Annotated in this window: 15 protein-coding genes; 6 read left to right on the top strand and 9 right to left on the bottom strand. The window is 70.4% G+C overall.

Annotated elements, in window-relative coordinates; genetic code table 11:
* Nucleotides 1-281: 281 nt before the first annotated feature.
* From ACZ432_RS14585 to ACZ432_RS14600, 4 genes are all read right to left on the bottom strand, one after another.
* A complete protein-coding gene (locus ACZ432_RS14585; protein ID WP_426963893.1) occupies nt 282-3,197 on the bottom strand; it encodes a DEAD/DEAH box helicase in 2,916 nt (971 codons plus the stop codon).
* Between the two features lie 177 nt (nt 3,198-3,374).
* Nucleotides 3,375-4,136: a metallophosphoesterase gene (locus ACZ432_RS14590; RefSeq protein WP_426963843.1), complete on the bottom strand. Its 762-nt coding sequence runs from the start codon at nt 4,134-4,136 to the stop codon at nt 3,375-3,377.
* Nucleotides 4,136-5,797, bottom strand: a complete 1,662-nt coding sequence (locus ACZ432_RS14595; RefSeq protein ID WP_426963842.1) for an RPA family protein — start codon at nt 5,795-5,797, stop codon at nt 4,136-4,138. The genes ACZ432_RS14590 and ACZ432_RS14595 overlap by 1 nt, the downstream gene beginning before the upstream one ends.
* On the bottom strand, nt 5,794-7,176 hold the full coding sequence (locus ACZ432_RS14600; RefSeq protein ID WP_426963840.1) for a Single-stranded DNA binding protein: 1,383 nt from the start codon (nt 7,174-7,176) through the stop codon (nt 5,794-5,796). The genes ACZ432_RS14595 and ACZ432_RS14600 overlap by 4 nt, the downstream gene beginning before the upstream one ends.
* A 147-nt stretch (nt 7,177-7,323) precedes the next feature.
* Between ACZ432_RS14600 and ACZ432_RS14605 the strand changes: the two genes are divergently transcribed.
* The 4 genes from ACZ432_RS14605 (at nt 7,324) to ACZ432_RS14620 (ending at nt 11,861) form a co-directional block, all read left to right on the top strand.
* Nucleotides 7,324-7,992: a 2,5-diamino-6-(ribosylamino)-4(3H)-pyrimidinone 5'-phosphate reductase gene (locus ACZ432_RS14605; protein WP_426963839.1), complete on the top strand. Its 669-nt coding sequence runs from the start codon at nt 7,324-7,326 to the stop codon at nt 7,990-7,992.
* A 233-nt stretch (nt 7,993-8,225) separates the two neighbouring features.
* Nucleotides 8,226-10,265, top strand: coding sequence for a DUF7282 domain-containing protein (locus tag ACZ432_RS14610; protein WP_426963838.1), 2,040 nt, complete (start codon nt 8,226-8,228; stop codon nt 10,263-10,265).
* Nucleotides 10,266-10,546: 281 nt separating this feature from the next.
* On the top strand, nt 10,547-11,575 hold the full coding sequence (locus ACZ432_RS14615) for a transcription initiation factor IIB (RefSeq protein ID WP_426963836.1): 1,029 nt from the start codon (nt 10,547-10,549) through the stop codon (nt 11,573-11,575).
* 106 nt (nt 11,576-11,681) lie between these two features.
* Nucleotides 11,682-11,861, top strand: a complete 180-nt coding sequence (locus ACZ432_RS14620; protein ID WP_058366742.1) for a DUF7836 family putative zinc-binding protein — start codon at nt 11,682-11,684, stop codon at nt 11,859-11,861.
* A gap of 19 nt (nt 11,862-11,880) precedes the next feature.
* Here the strand turns inward: ACZ432_RS14620 and ACZ432_RS14625 are convergent, their stop codons facing one another.
* On the bottom strand, nt 11,881-12,285 hold the full coding sequence (locus ACZ432_RS14625; RefSeq protein ID WP_058366743.1) for a translation initiation factor IF-2 subunit beta: 405 nt from the start codon (nt 12,283-12,285) through the stop codon (nt 11,881-11,883).
* Between the two features lie 151 nt (nt 12,286-12,436).
* On the opposite strand from ACZ432_RS14625, the gene ACZ432_RS14630 reads away from it, so the two are divergent.
* A complete protein-coding gene (locus tag ACZ432_RS14630) occupies nt 12,437-12,670 on the top strand; it encodes a UPF0058 family protein (RefSeq protein ID WP_058366744.1) in 234 nt (77 codons plus the stop codon).
* Nucleotides 12,671-12,773: 103 nt separating this feature from the next.
* Here the strand turns inward: ACZ432_RS14630 and ACZ432_RS14635 are convergent, their stop codons facing one another.
* The 3 genes from ACZ432_RS14635 to ACZ432_RS14645 form a co-directional block, all read right to left on the bottom strand.
* Nucleotides 12,774-13,226, bottom strand: coding sequence for a DUF555 domain-containing protein (locus ACZ432_RS14635; protein WP_426963834.1), 453 nt, complete (start codon nt 13,224-13,226; stop codon nt 12,774-12,776).
* A gap of 92 nt (nt 13,227-13,318) precedes the next feature.
* The gene (locus ACZ432_RS14640; RefSeq protein WP_426963833.1) at nt 13,319-14,245 is read right to left on the bottom strand and encodes a DNA-3-methyladenine glycosylase family protein; all 927 of its coding nucleotides are present in this window, start codon (nt 14,243-14,245) and stop codon (nt 13,319-13,321) included.
* A gap of 111 nt (nt 14,246-14,356) precedes the next feature.
* Complete coding sequence (locus tag ACZ432_RS14645) at nt 14,357-15,682, bottom strand: MFS transporter (RefSeq protein WP_426963832.1); 1,326 nt, start codon at nt 15,680-15,682, stop codon at nt 14,357-14,359.
* Between the two features lie 187 nt (nt 15,683-15,869).
* Between ACZ432_RS14645 and ACZ432_RS14650 the strand changes: the two genes are divergently transcribed.
* On the top strand, nt 15,870-16,127 hold the full coding sequence (locus ACZ432_RS14650) for a DUF5789 family protein (protein ID WP_426963831.1): 258 nt from the start codon (nt 15,870-15,872) through the stop codon (nt 16,125-16,127).
* 53 nt (nt 16,128-16,180) lie between these two features.
* Here ACZ432_RS14650 and ACZ432_RS14655 read toward each other — a convergent pair whose 3' ends face one another.
* Nucleotides 16,181-16,798, bottom strand: coding sequence for a DUF8173 domain-containing protein (locus tag ACZ432_RS14655; RefSeq protein WP_426963830.1), 618 nt, complete (start codon nt 16,796-16,798; stop codon nt 16,181-16,183).
* Between the last annotated feature and the right edge of the window lie 90 nt (nt 16,799-16,888).

The following is a 16,888-nucleotide window of genomic DNA, read 5'->3' on the forward strand; positions in this document are numbered from 1 at the left end:
AGTGCGGTACTGATGCGGTGGGCGCGGCGGTATCGGTGCAGTAGTGCGGTACTGATGCGGTGGGCGCGCGCGTTTCTCGCGCGCGAGGGAGGCCGCGTCCGGGCGCGATGCGGTGCGGTTCCGCGCCCGGCTCGCGGCCGAGGCTGGGGAGGGATGAGGCCTGCAGTGCTGTGCGGTCGCCGAGCGGGGCGGAGTGGGGCGGATCGGGCGGCACTGCGGCGCCGCACTGAACGGGACAGCCAGCACTACGATCAGGACGAATTGCCGGCGCAGTCGTCTCCTCAGTCCCAGAAGGCCTGCGTCCGCGCGTACTCCCGCTCGCGGCCGAGGATGTCGCGGTAGAACTCCTCCTCGTCCTCGCGGAGGTTGTTGATGATCCGGGCGGCGTTTTCGGGCCCGACGCCGCGGGCCGCGAGCGCGATCACCGCGCGCTTGCCGTGGGTCTGGACCAGGCTCGCCGAGCGGAACGCGCGCTTCGTGAGCTTCTCTTGTTCCTCGTCCTTCTCCTCGGCCCTGACCGCCTTCACCGCCTCCTCGTCCCACGGGTTGAGCGCCGCGATGCGGGTCGACCCGCACTCGGGGCACTCCGGCTGGTCGCGGACGCGGCGCACCTTCGTCTTCCGCGTCCAGTCCCGACAGTGGAGACAGAACAGGATCACGCGGTCCTCGCGGATGCGTTCGCGGACGGCCTCGATGACGCTCGCGTCCGCGTTCTCCGGCACGAGGAACTCGCGGCCCGAGGAGGTACCGGCGGATCCGAGCGGCGTCCGCTCGCGGGCCGCCACGAGGTCGACCTCGCCGGACTGAACCGCCGTGAGCACGTCCGCGGTCTCCTCGACCGCGAGGTCCGTGTGGAACGTCTCGCGGACCGCCTCCTCGTAGACGGGGGTGTCCTCCAGCGCCGCGAGCAGGCGGTCGCCGCCGAATCGACCCTGCCCTTCGCGGTAGCGCTTGAGCGCGCCGAACTTCGCGGCCACCTGCGCGAGCGTGAACTTCAGCGCGTCCGACTTCTTCACCGCGAGTTCGAGGTACGACTCCAGGTGCGCCGGCTCCGTCCCCTCCAATATCTCCATGACGACGCCGGGCCCGACGTCCGGGGGAACCTCCAGTTCGATCCGGTAGGGGTCCACGTCCATCCCGACCGAGGAGCCGGTGCGCTGACCGATCAGCGCCGACAGCAGGCGCGCGAGCGTCTCGTTCACCTCGTGACCGAACGCCGCGTTGACCACCAGCGAGCGCCCGAGCGACTCCACGACGATCCGTTCGTCGGTCGGGACCGGGTGGCCCGCGGCGACGTGGTCCTCGACTGACTCCAGCGCGGCCGCCGCCGTTCCCGCGTCCGTCGGATAGCGCTCGGTCAGCCCGCGCGCGACCGCCGACCGAGGGGTGCCGTCCGCGAGCCGGTTCGCGACCTCCCCCCGCAGCCGGCCGACCTCGCCCGCGACGGGCTTCGGGACGGGGATCTCCGAGCCGGTCCACGAGGGCACCTCGCCGGCGGGGTCCTCCACCGGCGAGACGTTGACGCGTTCCTCCTCCTCGTCGATGTCGTTGATCCGCCACATCTCGCCGCGCTGGACGAACGTCTCGCCCGGCCCCGCGAAGTTGAGGACGAACCGCTCGTCGAGCGTTCCGATCCGCGACCGCGAGGAGAGGTCGTGGACGTCGTAGGTCGCCTCGTCGGGGATCATCGAGAGGTTGGCGTAGAAGTACTGCCACGTCCCGCCGGACTTCTCCAGCGTGTCCGTCTCCTCGTCGAGCCACAGCAGGCGGTTGCCGGAGAGCTCCCGGACGACCTCCTGAAACGCGGGCTCCGAGAGGTCCCGGAAGGGATAGGCGTTCGTCACGACCTCGTAGACCTTCCGCGCGTGGACCTCGCCGTGGTCCATCACGACGCCGACGATCTGGTTCGCGACCGTGTCGAGGCTCCCGTGGTGGATGCTCGCCGGTTCCACGAGCCCCTCCTCGGCACGTCGGGCGATGGCGAGTGACTCCAGCACGTCGTCGTCGCCGCTCGCGACCACGGTCCCCTCAGAGACCAGGTCGCGGCGGTGGCCCGCCCGCCCGACGCGCTGGAGCAGCCGGGCGACCTCGCGCGGGCTGCCGTACTGGACGACGTGGTCGACGCGGCCCACGTCGATGCCGAGCTCCATCGAGGAGGTACAGACGAGCCCGTCGATGTCGCCCGCCTTGAACCGGTCCTCGACGTCGACGCGCGCCTCGGTCGAGAGCGAGCCGTGGTGGATGCCGATGTCGACCGAGGCGCCGTCTGCCCCGGCTCCGCCGCCGACCCCGCCGCCCCCCGACTCCGCGAGCGTCTTGAACCGCGAGCCGAGCGCCTCCGCGGTCTGGCGCGTGTTGACGAATATCAGCGTCGACTCGTGGGCCGCGACGATCTCCCTGATCGCGCGGACGTGGCTGGCGATCTCCTCGGTGGTCGCCAACTCGCCGGCAAGTCGGTCGTCGGCGTCGGTGATCTCGGGCTGGACCACCGAGAAGTCGACGCGCGTGCCGGCCGCGACCTCCACGATCTCGAACTCGCGGTCGCCCTCACGCGAGGGGTCTCGCTTCCCGCAGCCGACCAGAAACCGACCGACTTCTTCGGGTGAACCAACCGTCGCCGAGAGGCCGATCCGCTGGTAGGGGCCCGCGACCTCGCGGAGCCGTTCCATGCCGACGGTCAGCTGTGCGCCCCGCTTCGCGGAGGCGAGTTCGTGGACCTCGTCGACGACGAGATGGGCCACGTCCGCGAGCGCGGCCCGCATCTTCGACCCCGTGAGGATCGCCTGCAGGCTCTCGGGCGTGGTGATCAGCACGTCGGGCGGGTCGTCGGCCTGCTTCGACCGCTCGTACTGCGTCGTGTCGCCGTGTCTGACCGCCACCTCGAGGTCGAGGTAATCGCCCCACCACTCCAGCCGGTCCATCATGTCCCGATTGAGCGCACGGAGCGGGGTGATGTACAGCGCGGAGATCCCCTCCCGCGGCGCGCCCGCGGACGTCTCGCGGGCGTCCACGAGCGCGTCGAACACCGGCAACATCGCGGTCTCGGTCTTCCCCGTTCCGGTGGGCGCCAGCACGAGCGCGTTCCGGCCCGCCGCTATCGGGGGGATCGCCCGGCGCTGCGGCTCCGTGGGCGTCTCGAAGCCCCGCTCCGAGAGCGCCTCGCGGACCGTCGCCCCGAGGTGCGTGAACGCGTCCATCCCGTCGTCCGCGCCGTCGGCGGTCTCGGCGTCCGCGTCCGCGCTCGGCTGCGCGGTCGCGTCCGCATCCCCGTCCTCGACCCCGTCGGCGCTCCCCTCAGCCATCGCTCCGAGGTTCGGTCCTCACGCGATTAAGGGCGTCGCCGCGGGGTCGGTGCGCCCGCCGGCGAGGCGCCCTCACACGGACCGGTACGCCCCGAGGCGCGTCCCGTCGAGCAGGTACGCCTGTCCGTCGGCCAGCCCGTCGGGCAGAAACGGCGACAGGAACTCCTGCCCAGCGACGTTGATCCACGTCCCGCCGGAGCGCTCGTTGAACGCCGGGAAGACGACGAGTTCGGGGTCGTTCCACGCCGCGGCGGCCCCGGCGCCGACTTCGGCCTCGAAGGGCTCCGACCGGAGCGTCCCGCGGAGCCACGCGCGCTCGGTCCGGCTCCCGCCGACCGCGTCCTCCAGTCTGACCTGCGGGTGTTCGTGGCCCATGCAGACCGTCTCCGCGCCGAGGACCTCCGGATCCGGCCACGTGTGCCCGTGGACGAACGCCACGTCGCCGCGGCGCTCGCCGCCCGCCGGGATCACGTCGAGGTCGGCCGCGAACGCCTCCGCGACGCCGGGGTCGTGGTTCCCGACGACGAGCGTCAGCGGAACGCGGTCGGTGACCGCGTCGATCAGCGCCGCCAGTTCCTCGCGCTCCTCGCCCTCCGGCGCGGCGATGCGGTGCGCGAGGTCCCCCAGCACGACGACGCGGTCGGCGTCGGTGCGGTCCAGCAGCGCGAGCAGGCGCTCGCGGCGCTCGGGCGCGGCGCTGTCGAGTTCGACGCCGCGCTGGTAGCGCAGTCCGACCTCGATGCCGGCGTGGTAGTCGGCGACGACGAGCGCGCGCTCGCCGGGGAGGTCCGCGACCGCGGCCGGCGCGTCCGGCACCGGGTCGACGACCGCCATCAGATCGCTTTCAGCGTCCCCTCGGTCGGCTCGTAGCACTGGCCGCCCATCAGGGCGTCCTCGATGGCGTCGTCGACCTCCGCCCGGTCGGCGCCGTACTCGTCGACGACCGCCGCGGTCACGGCCTCGCGGTCCGCGCCGTCGCCGTCGTCGAGGTCGCGCATCGTTTCCACGGCGACCGCGGTGAGGTCGACGTCCTCGTCGGCGGACGCTTCCGCGTCTTCCCCGTCGGCTGACGCTTCCGCCTCCTCGGCGGCCGCGCTCTCGCCCGCCGCGTCGGACTCCGACCCGGCTTCCGACCCGGCCTCCGCCTCGTCGGCGGCGGATGGCTCCCCGTCCTCGCGCTCCTCGAGTTCCTCGGCGAGTTCGTCGGCGTCCGGCACGTCGATGCCCGCCTCCTCGACCTCGCCGCCGGTCGCGAACTCGGTGCCGTACTCGGACTCGATCTCCTCGCGTTCCTCCTCGTCGAGTTCGTACATCTCGCCGCCTGCGGCCTCCGTGTCGGCGGCGTCGGACGTGTCTGCGACCCCACTGTCGGCGGAACTCCCGGTGGCGCTCGCGTCGCCGTCGGAGTCCCCGAGCGACTCGTCGAAGTCACCGAGCGGCTCCTCGGCCGTGGTCTCGTCGGCGCCTCCCGCCGTCGCGGGTTCGGTCATCTCCGGTTCCGCCGGTTCCGTCTCCGTCTCAGTCGCCGTCTCCGTCTCAGTCGTCGTCTCCGTCTCAGTCGTCGTCTCCGGTTCGGTCTCTGTCTCTGCCTCGGTCCCCGATTCACTCTCCGCCTCCGGTTCGGCCTCCGCCGTCGGTTCCGCCTCCGCGGTCTCTGCCGGTTCCGACTCGGCGGTTGCCTCGACGTCCGCTTCGGGTTCCGTCTCGGTCTCAGCCTCCGATTCCGACGAATCCGCCTCGCCGGTCGCGGCCGCGGCCTCGACGGACACGTCCGTCTCGGGGAGCGGACCGATCTCCGCGTGACCCCCCTCGTCGGGAGCGATCTCCGGCGACCGGACCTCCTCGCGGTCGCCAGTGATCATCTCCAGCGCGTCGACCGCCATCCGCCGCACAGCCTCGACGTAGGCGGGCGAGGTGCGGTAGTGCTCCAGCGCGCGCGGGATCCCGGCCGCGAGCGACGCGGAGACGCCGCCGGCCTCCAGCGCGCGGCGGAGGTCCTCGCCGCGGAGGTCCGATTCGAGCGCCTTCTCGAGGACCGCGAGGCGGTCGAGCGTCGTCTCCGCGGCGGTGACGATCCATCGGTCGCGCACGTCCGCGTCGACGTGGTTGATGCTCTCCGGGCGGACGGAGGTGAACACGCGGTCGGAGTCCTCCGGCTCGAAGGTCCGGGCCTTCCCCGTCAGCGCGACGAAGCTCGGCGGGTCCGCGCGCTCGAGGAACGTCTGCGCGTCGGGCTGGTACTGGCCGGCGTAGGTGACGAACGCGCCCGTCGGGTCGACCACGCGGCCGCGGCGCGTGTCGTCGTTGATGCGCTCGACCTCGGTGAGCACGCCCGCCGCGAACAGGCGGTTGACGCGCGCGCCGGTCGGCGTGACGACGTAGTTCGGCGCGCGCTCCTCGTCGCTCTCGGAGTAGGAGAGCGAGGCGTCGTCGAACTCCGCGGCGAAGAGCCGGTAAGCGACCTCACGGGCGCCCGGCCCGTCGTCGTCGCTCATCGGTCCACCTCCGCGTCCGCGGCGGCGTCGGGGTCGATGTCAGGGTCGGCGTCAGCGTCGCTGGGGGCGCCGCCGTCGGTCGCCGCCTCCCCGCCGGCCTCCCCGGACCTCCCGAGCGTCGCGAGGACGGCCTCGGCTGCGTCGGCCGGGTCGTCGCTCGCCGGTTCGAACGTCTCGGCGTCGAGGTTCGCGCCGTAGTCGTCCACGGAGAGGTTCCCGCGGACGCGGAACGCGCGCCCGACGAGTTCGTCGCGGATGTCCGCCGCGACCACGTCCTTGTCCATCGCCTCCTGGGCGGCCGCGAGCGCCTCGTCCAGCCCGCCGCCGTACACCTCGGCGGTCAGCTCGTCGTCGAGCACGACCGTCAGCGTGTCCGTGCCGTCGTCGAGGATTGCCTTCACGCGCAGGTCGTCCTCGCCGTCGACGGCGCCGTGGCTCCGGCACTGTCCGCCCTGGATGACGCGCCCGCAGTCGGGACAGCGCTCGATCAGTCCGGAGCCGTCCCGGACCTCGAGCACGTTGCCGACGACCTCGACGTCGAACATGCCGCCGGTGTCGACCGCCTCGGCGACCGAGAGCCGCGGGGCGTCCTCCTTGACGGTCACCGCGTCCGAGAGCGGCGTCACCTGCGAGAACTCGGTGAGGTTGATCGACGGAACGCCGCGGAACTCGCGGACGTACACGTCCTCGATCCGCAGGTCCGCGCCCTCGGCCACCTCCTCGCGCGGGTCCCAGTCCGTGAACGGGAGCCGACCGGTCTCGTCGCCGACGATCCCCTCGCGGATGTCGGTCTCGCCGTCGCGTCCGGAGATGGTCTTCGACTCGACCTCCAGCACGCGCACCTCGACGTTCCGGCCGCGGTCGCCCGGTTCGAGGTCGACGAGCGCGCGGTCGCCGCCGACCTCGGCGTCGACGTCCGGGGCCTCGTCGGCCATCGCCACGGTCGAGGAGTCGTTGAGGTTGAGCTCCGGTTTCCCGTCCCACTCGCGGACCCCGGCGTTGCCGATCGTGACGGCATCGCCGGGCTCGAACCCGAAGTCGGTCCACGCGGTGTAGGAGATGGTCCCCGTCTCGTCCGCGAGTTCGCCCTCGCGGATCGTGATGTCGTCACCCTGGTACCGGATCGTTCGGGTGCCGACCGTCAGCACGACGGCGGTCACGGTGACGCTGTCGTGGTCGGTCGTGATCTCCCCGAGGTCGACCGAGTCGGGAGTGGGCGAGGAGCCGCCGGAGCCCCCGCCGTGCTTCCGGCGGACGCTCTGTTTGGCCTCCTCGATGGGGACGCTGTACTCCAGCAGGTTCTCCAGGTCCGCTTTGACCTCCTCTTTGTCTACGCCGAGATCGGAGGCGAGATCCTCGGCATGGTTGTCGACGTCCATCGGCCCACGGTTCGGCGTACTGGCACAAAAGGGTTCGCTGGCCGGGGCGAACGTGGAACGCGCCGGACGCGTCGCGCGTTCCCGAACGCGGTCGGGTCGCCGCGCCCCACCGAAACGACCATCCCCGCGGCCGGACCAGAGGTCGGCATGCACGTCGTCGTCAACGCCGCCGAGAGCGTGGACGGGAAACTCGCCACGCGGCGGCGCGAGCAGCTCCGCATTTCCGGGGAAGAGGACTTCGCGCGCGTCGACCGCGTCCGGGCGCGCTCGGACGCCGTCATGGTCGGCGTCGGAACGGTGCTCGCGGACGACCCGCACCTGACGCTGGACGACGCCGCCCTCCGCGCCGAGCGCGGCGAGGCGGACCGCCCCCCGCACCCGGCCCGCGTCGTCGTCGACTCCTCGGGTCGGACGCCGCCGGACGCCAGAATCCTGGACGGGGCCGCCACCACCTACCTGCTCGTGAGCGAGGCGACCACGCCCGCGCGCCGCGAGGACCTGGCCGACGCCGGCGCGGAGGTGATACCGGCCGGCGAGGACCGCGTGGACCTCGCCGCGGGGCTCGACGCGCTCGCGGACCGCGGCGTCGACCGCCTGATGGTCGAGGGCGGCGGCGAGGTGATCTTCTCGCTGTTCGAGGCGGGGCTGGTCGACGAGCTCTCGGTCTACGTCGGCTCGATGATCGTCGGCGGTCGCGACGCGCCGACGCTCGCGGACGGGGAGGGATTCACCGAGAACTTCCCGCGGCTGGACCTGACGGACGTGGAACGGCTCGACGACGGCGTGGTGCTCTCGTACGACGTTCGAGCGGAGTGAGTCTGGAGCGGTCACTCGATGCTTTTTGAGACGGAAGATCGCCGCGCCGAGTCGAATCTGTAACACCGTGGGTGCGGTGTCACTACACTGCTGACCGATGCGGTCGGCGCGCGCTCCACGCCGACTTCCAGTTGCCAGAAATCCCCGACAGGACCGCTTTCGGAACGAATTTGGGTGAGACTCCGGCCGGAGTTCGGAAAATCCTCTTTTAAGTATCCGTGCTCGGACCGAGTATGCGCAAACGCGCACTCACAGTGACGTTGGTAGTAGCGATGGTCGTGTCGGCGATAGCCGGCCCGGCCGGGGCGGCCGCCGCGGCGGCGTCCGCGTCGGACCACCAGGCGAGCGTGACCTTCTCCGAGCAGGCCAGCGGCGGGTCGACCGTCGTCGTCGACGAGGTGACCCTGCCGGAGGGCGGCTTCGTGACGATCCACGACGGCACGCTCGCGGACGGGAACGTCCTGGGTAGCGTCGTCGGCACGAGCGCGTACCTCGAGGCCGGCACGCACGAGAACGTCACCGTCCACCTGACCGACGAGGTCGCGGACGGGACGTTCCACGCGATGGCCCACAAGGACACCGACGGCGACCGGCGCTACACGTTCGTCTCCGAGAACGGCGAGGTCGACGGCCCCTACACGACGGACGGCGACATCGTCATGGACGACGCGAACGTGACCGTCTCCGCGTCAGTCTCCTTCAGCGGACAGCCCTCGGAGGGCGAGTACGTGATCGTCGATCGCGTCGAGCTGAGCGAGGGCGGCTTCGTGACGGTTCACGACTCCAGCCTGCTCGACGGCGCCGTCTTCGACTCGATCCGCGGCACGAGCGAGTACCTCGAGGCGGGCGTCCACGAGGACGTGCGCATCCAGCTCGACGAGCCGCTGGAGAACGACGACACGCTCGTCCCGATGGCCCACCGCGACACGAACGACAACCAGCAGTACGACTTCCCGAGCACCGACGGCGAGGAGGACGGCCCCTTCACCGCGAACGGTGACGCCGTCGTCGACAGCGCGCAGGTCGAGTTGAGCGACGAGGCGTCCGTGACCTTCGACGCACAGGCCTCCGGCGGGAACGCGGTCGTCGTCGAGGAGGTCTACCTCCCGAACGGCGGCTTCGTGACGGCGCACGACTCCTCGCTCGGCGACGGCGCCGTCTTCGACTCCATCCGCGGCACGAGCGAGTACCTCGAACCGGGCATCCACCGCGACGTGGTGGTCCCGCTCGACGACTCCCTCGCCGAGGACGACGCGATCTTCGCGATGGCGCACCAGGACACCAACGACAACGAGGCGTACGACTTCCCCGACTCCGACGGCGAGGAGGACGGCCCATACACGAACGACGACCAGAACCCCGCGATGGACGACGGGAACGTGACCGTCTCCGCGGCCGTCCACTACGAGGGCGGTAGCGCGGACGGCTACACGGTCACCGTCGACCGCGTCGACCTGAGCGAGGGCGGCTTCGTGACGGTTCACGACGCCAGCCTCGGCGGCGGCGCCGTCTTCGAGTCCATCCGCGGCACCTCGGAGTACCTCGAAGCCGGCGTGCACGAGGACGTCGAGGTCCGACTGGACGAGCCGGTCCGCGACACCAGTCAGCTGTTCGCGATGGCACATCAGGACACGAACGACAACGAGGCGTACGACTTCCCCGACTCCGACGGCGAGGAGGACGGCCCGTACACCGCGAACGGCGACATCGTGATGGACGCCGGCACCGCGCAGGTGACGGCGTTCGTCGCCGCGAGCGCACAGGAGACCGACGGCGAGACGATAGTCGTCAACTCGGTGACGCTCCACGACGGCGGCTTCGTCACCGTCCACGACTCCACGCTGGCCGACGGCGCCGTGCTTGACTCCGTGCGCGGCACGAGCGAGTACCTCGGCCCCGGCACGCACGAGGACGTGGAGATCACGCTCGACGACCCCCTGACCGAGGACGACACCGTCTTCGCGATGGCCCACCGCGACACCGACGGCGACGAGTCCTACGACTTCGTGACCTCGGAGGGCGCCGACGACGGCCCCTACGTCGCGGCCGGCGGCCCCGTCATGGTCACCGCGGACGCCTCCGTCGCCGGCGGCATGGACGGGGGCGACGAGACGACCGCCGAGGAGACGGAGGACATGAGCGAGGAGACCGAGATGATGAACGACGAGACCGAGACGATGGACGAAACGGGCGACGACGCGCCCGGCTTCGGCGTCGCGGTCGCGCTGGTCGCGCTCCTGGCCGCCGCGCTCGTCGCGGTCCGTCGGGACTGAACCGCGTCCGACCGCTCTCCGGCGGTCGCCGCTGCGCCCCGGCCCTCTATCGACGACACCTATTTATGTTCTCGTGTGCGGTCTTCTCTTCGACGATCCGAGAGACCTGAGGAACAAAAATCCGAGGAAATGGTAGAAGGGAGCCGCAGAGCCCGATGTACGGCTATCAATCCGCCTGATCTATCTACGGCAAGTATATATACTAACGTCACTTACGTGAGGGTAGCAATCGAGCCGCCTCGGCCGACGATTTCTTCGCCGGCGTTCGATCCGGAGCCACCATGACAGAGACAGAAACACGCGAGTTCACCAGCAGCAGCGAGCGGGACCGCACCGGGAGGGGCGGGACCGAGACGGAGCGAGAGCGAACCGGCGGGCGCGTCACGGAGCCCGAGACGGAGACCGCCGACGAGACGACTCGCTGTCCCGAGTGCCGCGGTCGGCTGGCGAGCGACACCGAGCACGGCGAGACCGTCTGCGTGGACTGCGGGCTCGTCGTCGAGGAGGAGTCGGTCGACCGCGGGCCGGAGTGGCGCGCGTTCGACGCCGGCGAGCGCGACAGCAAGTCGCGCGTCGGGGCGCCGACCACGAACATGATGCACGACAACGGGCTCTCGACGAACATCGGCTGGAGCGACCGGGACAGCTACGGGAAGGCGCTCTCGCCCGAGAAGCGCCGCCAGATGCAGCGCCTGCGGACGTGGAACGAGCGGTTCCGCACCCGCGACTCGAAGGAGCGCAACCTCAAGCAGGCGCTCGGCGAGATCGACCGCATGGCCTCCGCGCTCGGTCTCCCGGAGACGGTCCGCGAGACCGCCTCCGTCATCTACCGCCGCGCACTCGACGAGAACCTCCTGCCGGGCCGGTCCATCGAGGGCGTCGCGACTGCGGCGCTGTACGCGGCCGCGCGACAGGTCGGCACCCCGCGGAGCCTCGACGAGTTCACCGCGGTCGCGCGCGTCGACAAGACCGAGCTGACCCGGACGTACCGCTACGTGATCCGCGAGCTCAAACTGGAGGTCAAGCCCGCCGACCCCGAGAGCTACGTCCCGCGGTTCGCCTCGCGTCTCGGCTGCTCCGAGGAGGTCGAGCGAACCGCGCGTGAACTGCTCCGGGCCGCGGCCGACGACGGGGTCACGAGCGGCAAGTCGCCGGTCGGGCTCGCCGCCGCCGCGGTGTACGCGGCCGCCCTGCTCGCGAACGAGAAGGTGACCCAGAGCCAGGTGAGCGCGGTCGCGGACATCTCCGAGGTCACGATCCGCAACCGGTACAAGGAGCTGCTCGAGGCCGGTCACCCCGACCTCGTCTGAGTCGGCCTCCGCCCGGCAACCGGGGTGGTTCGCCACGACCGCCACGACCGACACCCGATCGGAATCGGCCACACCTTCTTTTACTCCGCCCACGAGAGTGGACGGTATGGTCGAAGCGTTTGTCCGTCTACTGTGTCCCGAATGCGAGAAGGACTGGGAGGAGACGCCGACGGACCTCCCCGATCTACAGAAGAACTTCAGCTGCCCCGACTGTCACGCGACCCGCCGCCTCACGCAGTTCATGCGGACGGAGCGCGACCTCGAGGTCGTCCGCGAGTTCCAGTAACGCGGTCGTTCGCGGCCGCTCACTCGCCGGTGGGCGAGATCGCGCCGCAGGCTTCACACTTGATGACCTTCGCGCCCTGCTGCGTCTCGAGTCGCGTGTCCGGGAGCCCGCACTCCGGACAGAAGACGTACGCCTCGGCGTACTCCTCGACGGTGTCCGCCATGCGGCTCCGGCGGAAGTCGCCGGTGAGCCGGGCGCGCCCCTTCTCGTCGATCGAGGCGCTCGTCCCCAGTTCCCCCTGCAGGTACTGGAGGACGTGGTCCTCGTTCCTGTCCAGTCGGTTGACGACGTCCTGAAAGTTCTCGAAGACCGTCTCGTGTCCCTCCGACCGAACCTCGGGGTCCGGTATCTCGAACCGACTCGCCTGCTGGTCGATGTCCGGCGTCTCCTCCAGCGCGCGGTCGAGTTGATCGTCGTACTCCATGCCCGAAGGATACGCCCGGAAGCTGTTAAGCGTTCATGGCTATCGGACGGAAACCTCCGTTCGCGGCGGATATCGGGGTTCTTGAGGGTAATGCATGATAACGGTTCTCAGGATAGTAATATAACCCTCCGGTCGTTATTCGAGGTTGCTCATGAAGAAGCAGGAACTCATTCACCTTCACGGTCTTCTTGCCGAGGTACGACAGCAGTGTGAGGACTGGGACGAGGACCTCGCGCTCGAGGAGTACGAGACGATGGGCGTCAAGCCGACATCCATCCACAAATCGAAGACCGACCACAAGGCGGCTGTTTTCAAACTCGCGAAGGGAATCACGGCACCGATGGGAGACGCGGAGTCCGAACCGCTGGCCCCGACGGCCGACTGAACACTTCGAGGACACTCCTCGGCGATACTCACACCGCGTAGCGACGCGTCCGCGCGCGCCCGACGCGGCCCGGAGACCGCCTGCTTCGTCCGTCACCGAGCACTCACTCGTCTCCGGTTATCGCATCGTCTTCCGCTTCGTCCGCTTCGTTCGCCTCGCCCGCCTCGCCCGTCTCGCCCGTCTCGTCCGCGAGAGCCTGCGCGGACTCGCTCTCGTTCGCGTCGTCGACGGCCTCGACTCGGAGAACTTTCAGCGGAATGTCCCGGAGGCGCTGGCCGATCTCCTTGCGCGCGATCCGGCTCGCGTGCTCGTCGCGGTCGACGTTGAACACCGTCATCTCCAGTTCCAGCGCCACGAGCGCCTCGTCGGCCGCGATGAACGCGGGCGGCAGCGACTCTCCCTCCGGCGTGCTCCGCGACCCCATCTCGATCTCGACGTAGTTGAGGTCGGGGTTCAGCATCTCGCCCGTCTTCGAGATGGCGATGCGGATCGCCTCCTCGGGGGTCTCCACGTCGTAGACGGGGACGGCAGCCTCGACGACCACGCGACGGTCCATTTGTGTGGTGTGGTACCGCACCCGAGGGCATGAAGGTTCGCCCCCGGATCGCACTCGCCTCATTCGGGGCCGCCCCTCCTCTCTCTCGCCGGCTACTCCCCGCCCGACCGGAGGTGATGGAACACGTACGTCTGCGCGTAGCCGGCGTACTCGCCGCCGAACTGCTGACGGATCGCTCGCGACGTCTCGGCGTAGGAGCCGCGGTCGCAGTCGGGGTAGTGGTCCGCGATGACCGAGCGGATCCACGTGTCAAGCGGTACGGCCTCGAGGTAGCCGAGCGAGAAGAGCAACACGCAGTCGGCCACCTTGTCGCCGACGCCGACGAACCGGGTGAGCGACTCGCGGGCCTCCTCGTAGGACAGTCCGGCCGCCTCGCTCGGGTGCGCCTCCCCGGTCGCCACCATCTCCGCGGTCCGCTCGACGTACGGCGCGCGATAGCCGAGCGAGAGGTCGCGCAGCGCCGCCTCGCCGGCCGCAGCCAACTGCTCCGGGGTCGGGAAGGCCTCGTACGTCTCCCCGGCGAGCGTCACCGGATCGCCGTACGCCTCAGCCAGCGCGCGCTGCATGCCGTGGATCCGCTCGACGCGCATCTGCGCCGAACAGATGAACGAGATCAGACACGGGAACGGCGGGTCGCGGACGAGCCGCATCCCCTCGTAGGCGTCGTACGCCCGGCTCAGAAGGGGTAGATCCGGCGTCTCCCCGAGTATCGCGTCCAGGTCGTCGTCGAGCCTGAGCAGGTGCGTCAACAGGGGCACCGCGTCGACCGTCGACTCCCACTCGAGGGTTCCCTCCCGCGGCCCGCCGACCTCCCGAACGCGGACGACCGCGCGCTCGTCGGTCACGCCGTCGATCGGCGGCACGACGGTCTCGTACCAGTGGTCGCCGCCGTGGGCGGCCGTCCGCTCGTACATCCCGCCGTCGGCGCGGTCCCACAGGTAGCTCTGTCCGCTCTCGACCGTCGACTGGAGGTCGAACGCCCCGTCGAGGTCGGCGATGTCGATGGCGCCGCGTTCCATTTATCGTGCGGAGGCGTGCCGCCCCCATCCGGGTTTCGATGCCGGCGTGGTCGGGGGCCGCGCGTCGACATCTACGGTACCGATTTCGGGGTGCCTCTCCCCTGCCCCCGGTTATCCACCCGCCGGCTCGCTCTCGGAACCGTCCGTATCCAGCGTCTCCTCGACCTGGGTCACGACCGCGGCGAGCGCGACCACCGCCAGGACCGCACCGAGCGCGAACGGCGCCAGGAACGACCCGGTGACGAGAAACCCGGACACGAGCGGGCCGAGCGCGACGCCGAAGCCGAACCCCATCGTGAGGATCGACAGCGTGGACCCGGACTCGCCCTCGCGTGCGAGGTCGCCCGCCAGCGCCAGCGAGGGCGCGAAGACGAACGCGACCGCGACGCCCTGCACGAGCCGAACGGCCATCATCGAAACCGGCGAGAGCACGACCCCCTGCAGCAGCGTCGAGGGGATCAACAGCGCGAAGCCCGCCAGCAGGAACGGCCGTCGGCCGATCCGGTCGGCAGCGCGGCCCACCGGCACCTGGAGGAGGACGTTCGAGATGGTGACGGCCGCGAACTGCGCGCCGAACCACACCGGCGCCTGGTCGAGTCGGGCGTTCACCTGCACCTGCAGCGTGGCGTACAGCGCGATGCAGATCCCCATCGCGATGGTCGCCAGCCCGAGCGCGAACACGGGGTCGAGCAGTTGCCCCTCGCCCCGGATCCGGACCGAGAGGTCGTCGCCGGCTGCTTCGGCGGAGCTGGCGGCGTCGTTGACCAGCAGCGCGACGAGGCCGAACGAGAGGTACGCGCCCGCACACGCCGCGACGAAGGCGGCGTTAAAGCCCGAGACGACGAGGTCGATGCCCACGACGCCGAGGTCGTACGGGCCCGCGGAGACGACCCCGCCCGCGAGCACCGGCCCGAAGCCGAAGCCGATCAGTCGGAAGGTGTTGAACACGCCGAAGTTGCCGCCGCGCTCGTTCGCGGAGGCGGCGTACTCGTTGACGAGCGCGACCGTCGCGGGGATAGTAAGCGCCGCGCCGAGCCCCTGCAGCGCTCGCAGGACGACGAGCGCGTAGTAGTTCGACGCGAGCACGTACAGCCCGCTCGCGGTGCCCAGGAGCGCGATCCCCGCGAGGATGAACGGCTTGCGGCGCCCCATGCGGTCGGAGAGGCGCCCCGTGAACGGCTGCGAGAGGCTGTTGAGGAAGCCGAACAGCGAGAGCACGACGCCGATCAGTAGCGGCTCCGTCAGCGTGACCGCGAGCGCCCCGGTTCCGACCGTCGTTCCGAGCAGCGCCTCCACGTCGACCGCCTCGCTGGCGATGTACAGCGGCAACACGACGATGAGGAAGGAGTTACCGACTGCGCCGACCATTCGCGCCAGCGCGAGGACGATCACGCGCCGGTCCGTGTCCGTGACGAACGACGGCAGAGGGAGGCCCATCTACGCCCCGATTCGACGGGTCGGGTAAAGGCCCTTCTGAAGCCGACGCGGCCGGTGCGATGCGGAGCGGCCGCTGCGGGGTGCGATGCGGAGCGGCCGCTGCGAGGACCGAAACGCGGACCCGCACTCGCCGCGAGCGCCCGCGAACGCCAGCGAAGCTAAGTGGCGGGGTGTCAAACACATGAGTATGGGAGAAACTATCAAACTAAGCAGGGTGCAGAACCGGCTCGCGGAGCTGTCGTACCCGGTCCATCGCGACGAGGCGGCGGTCCAGCTCCACGAGGTCACGATCACCTTCGCCGACGGACAGGCGAACCTCGGCGAACTGGTCGACGACACGAATCCGGACGCGTTCGACGACCCGGGGGACCTGTTCGACGCCCTTCAGAACGTGCTCCCGGTCGAGGCGGTCGGCGAGCCGGGACAGTCCGACGGCGACGCCTGATCCGGCGACCGTCGCAGCGTCGACCGCCGGGACCGGCAAAAGCGCCCGCCGGTTCAGACGCCGGCGCTCGGGGCGTCCGACGAGGCCCCGCCGTTCTTGCGTTCGCGGCGGCGCTCCAGCAGGTAGTTGATCACGTAGCCGAAGCCGGCCGTCGAGACGAGGAACGAGAAGATCCCGCCGACCACGGGGATAAGGCCGACGACCGCGAGCGTCAGGGCGCCGACGAGGATCGACTTCCCCGCCTCCCCGACGCCGGCGCCGTTCGCGGTGAGCGCCGCGCCGAGCGCGATCGTGCCGACCGCGTTGCCCGCGATCCCGAGGAAGATCAGCACGAATATCCCGGGGATCACCACCAGCAGGCCGATGACGGTGATCGACAGAAGCACCGCCGCGATGATGATGACCACGTTGGCGATCAGGCCGGTCAGGAACGTGCCCACGGGGTCCTCGCGGACCTCGCGGACGCCGTCCTCGGTGAAGCCGGGACTGACGCCGTAGACGATGCCCGCGACGACCGCGCTCACGACGAACGAGACGACGAAGCTGATCGCCAACCGGATGTGCCACTCCAGCCCCGCCGTCGGCGAGGTGGGTCCGGTCGGTGGCTGTGTCTGTCCCAGCACCGCGGCGGCGGCGACCGGGAGGTCCGTCAGCATGGAGAGGGGGACCATGTCCGGCTACTCTCCCACCGGATTCTTCAAAGTTCCCCTCCGGAGTGCCGTGGTTCTGCGGACAGGACGGCGTTCGGAACCGCGCGTTAC

Source organism: Haloparvum alkalitolerans (assembly GCF_055381565.1).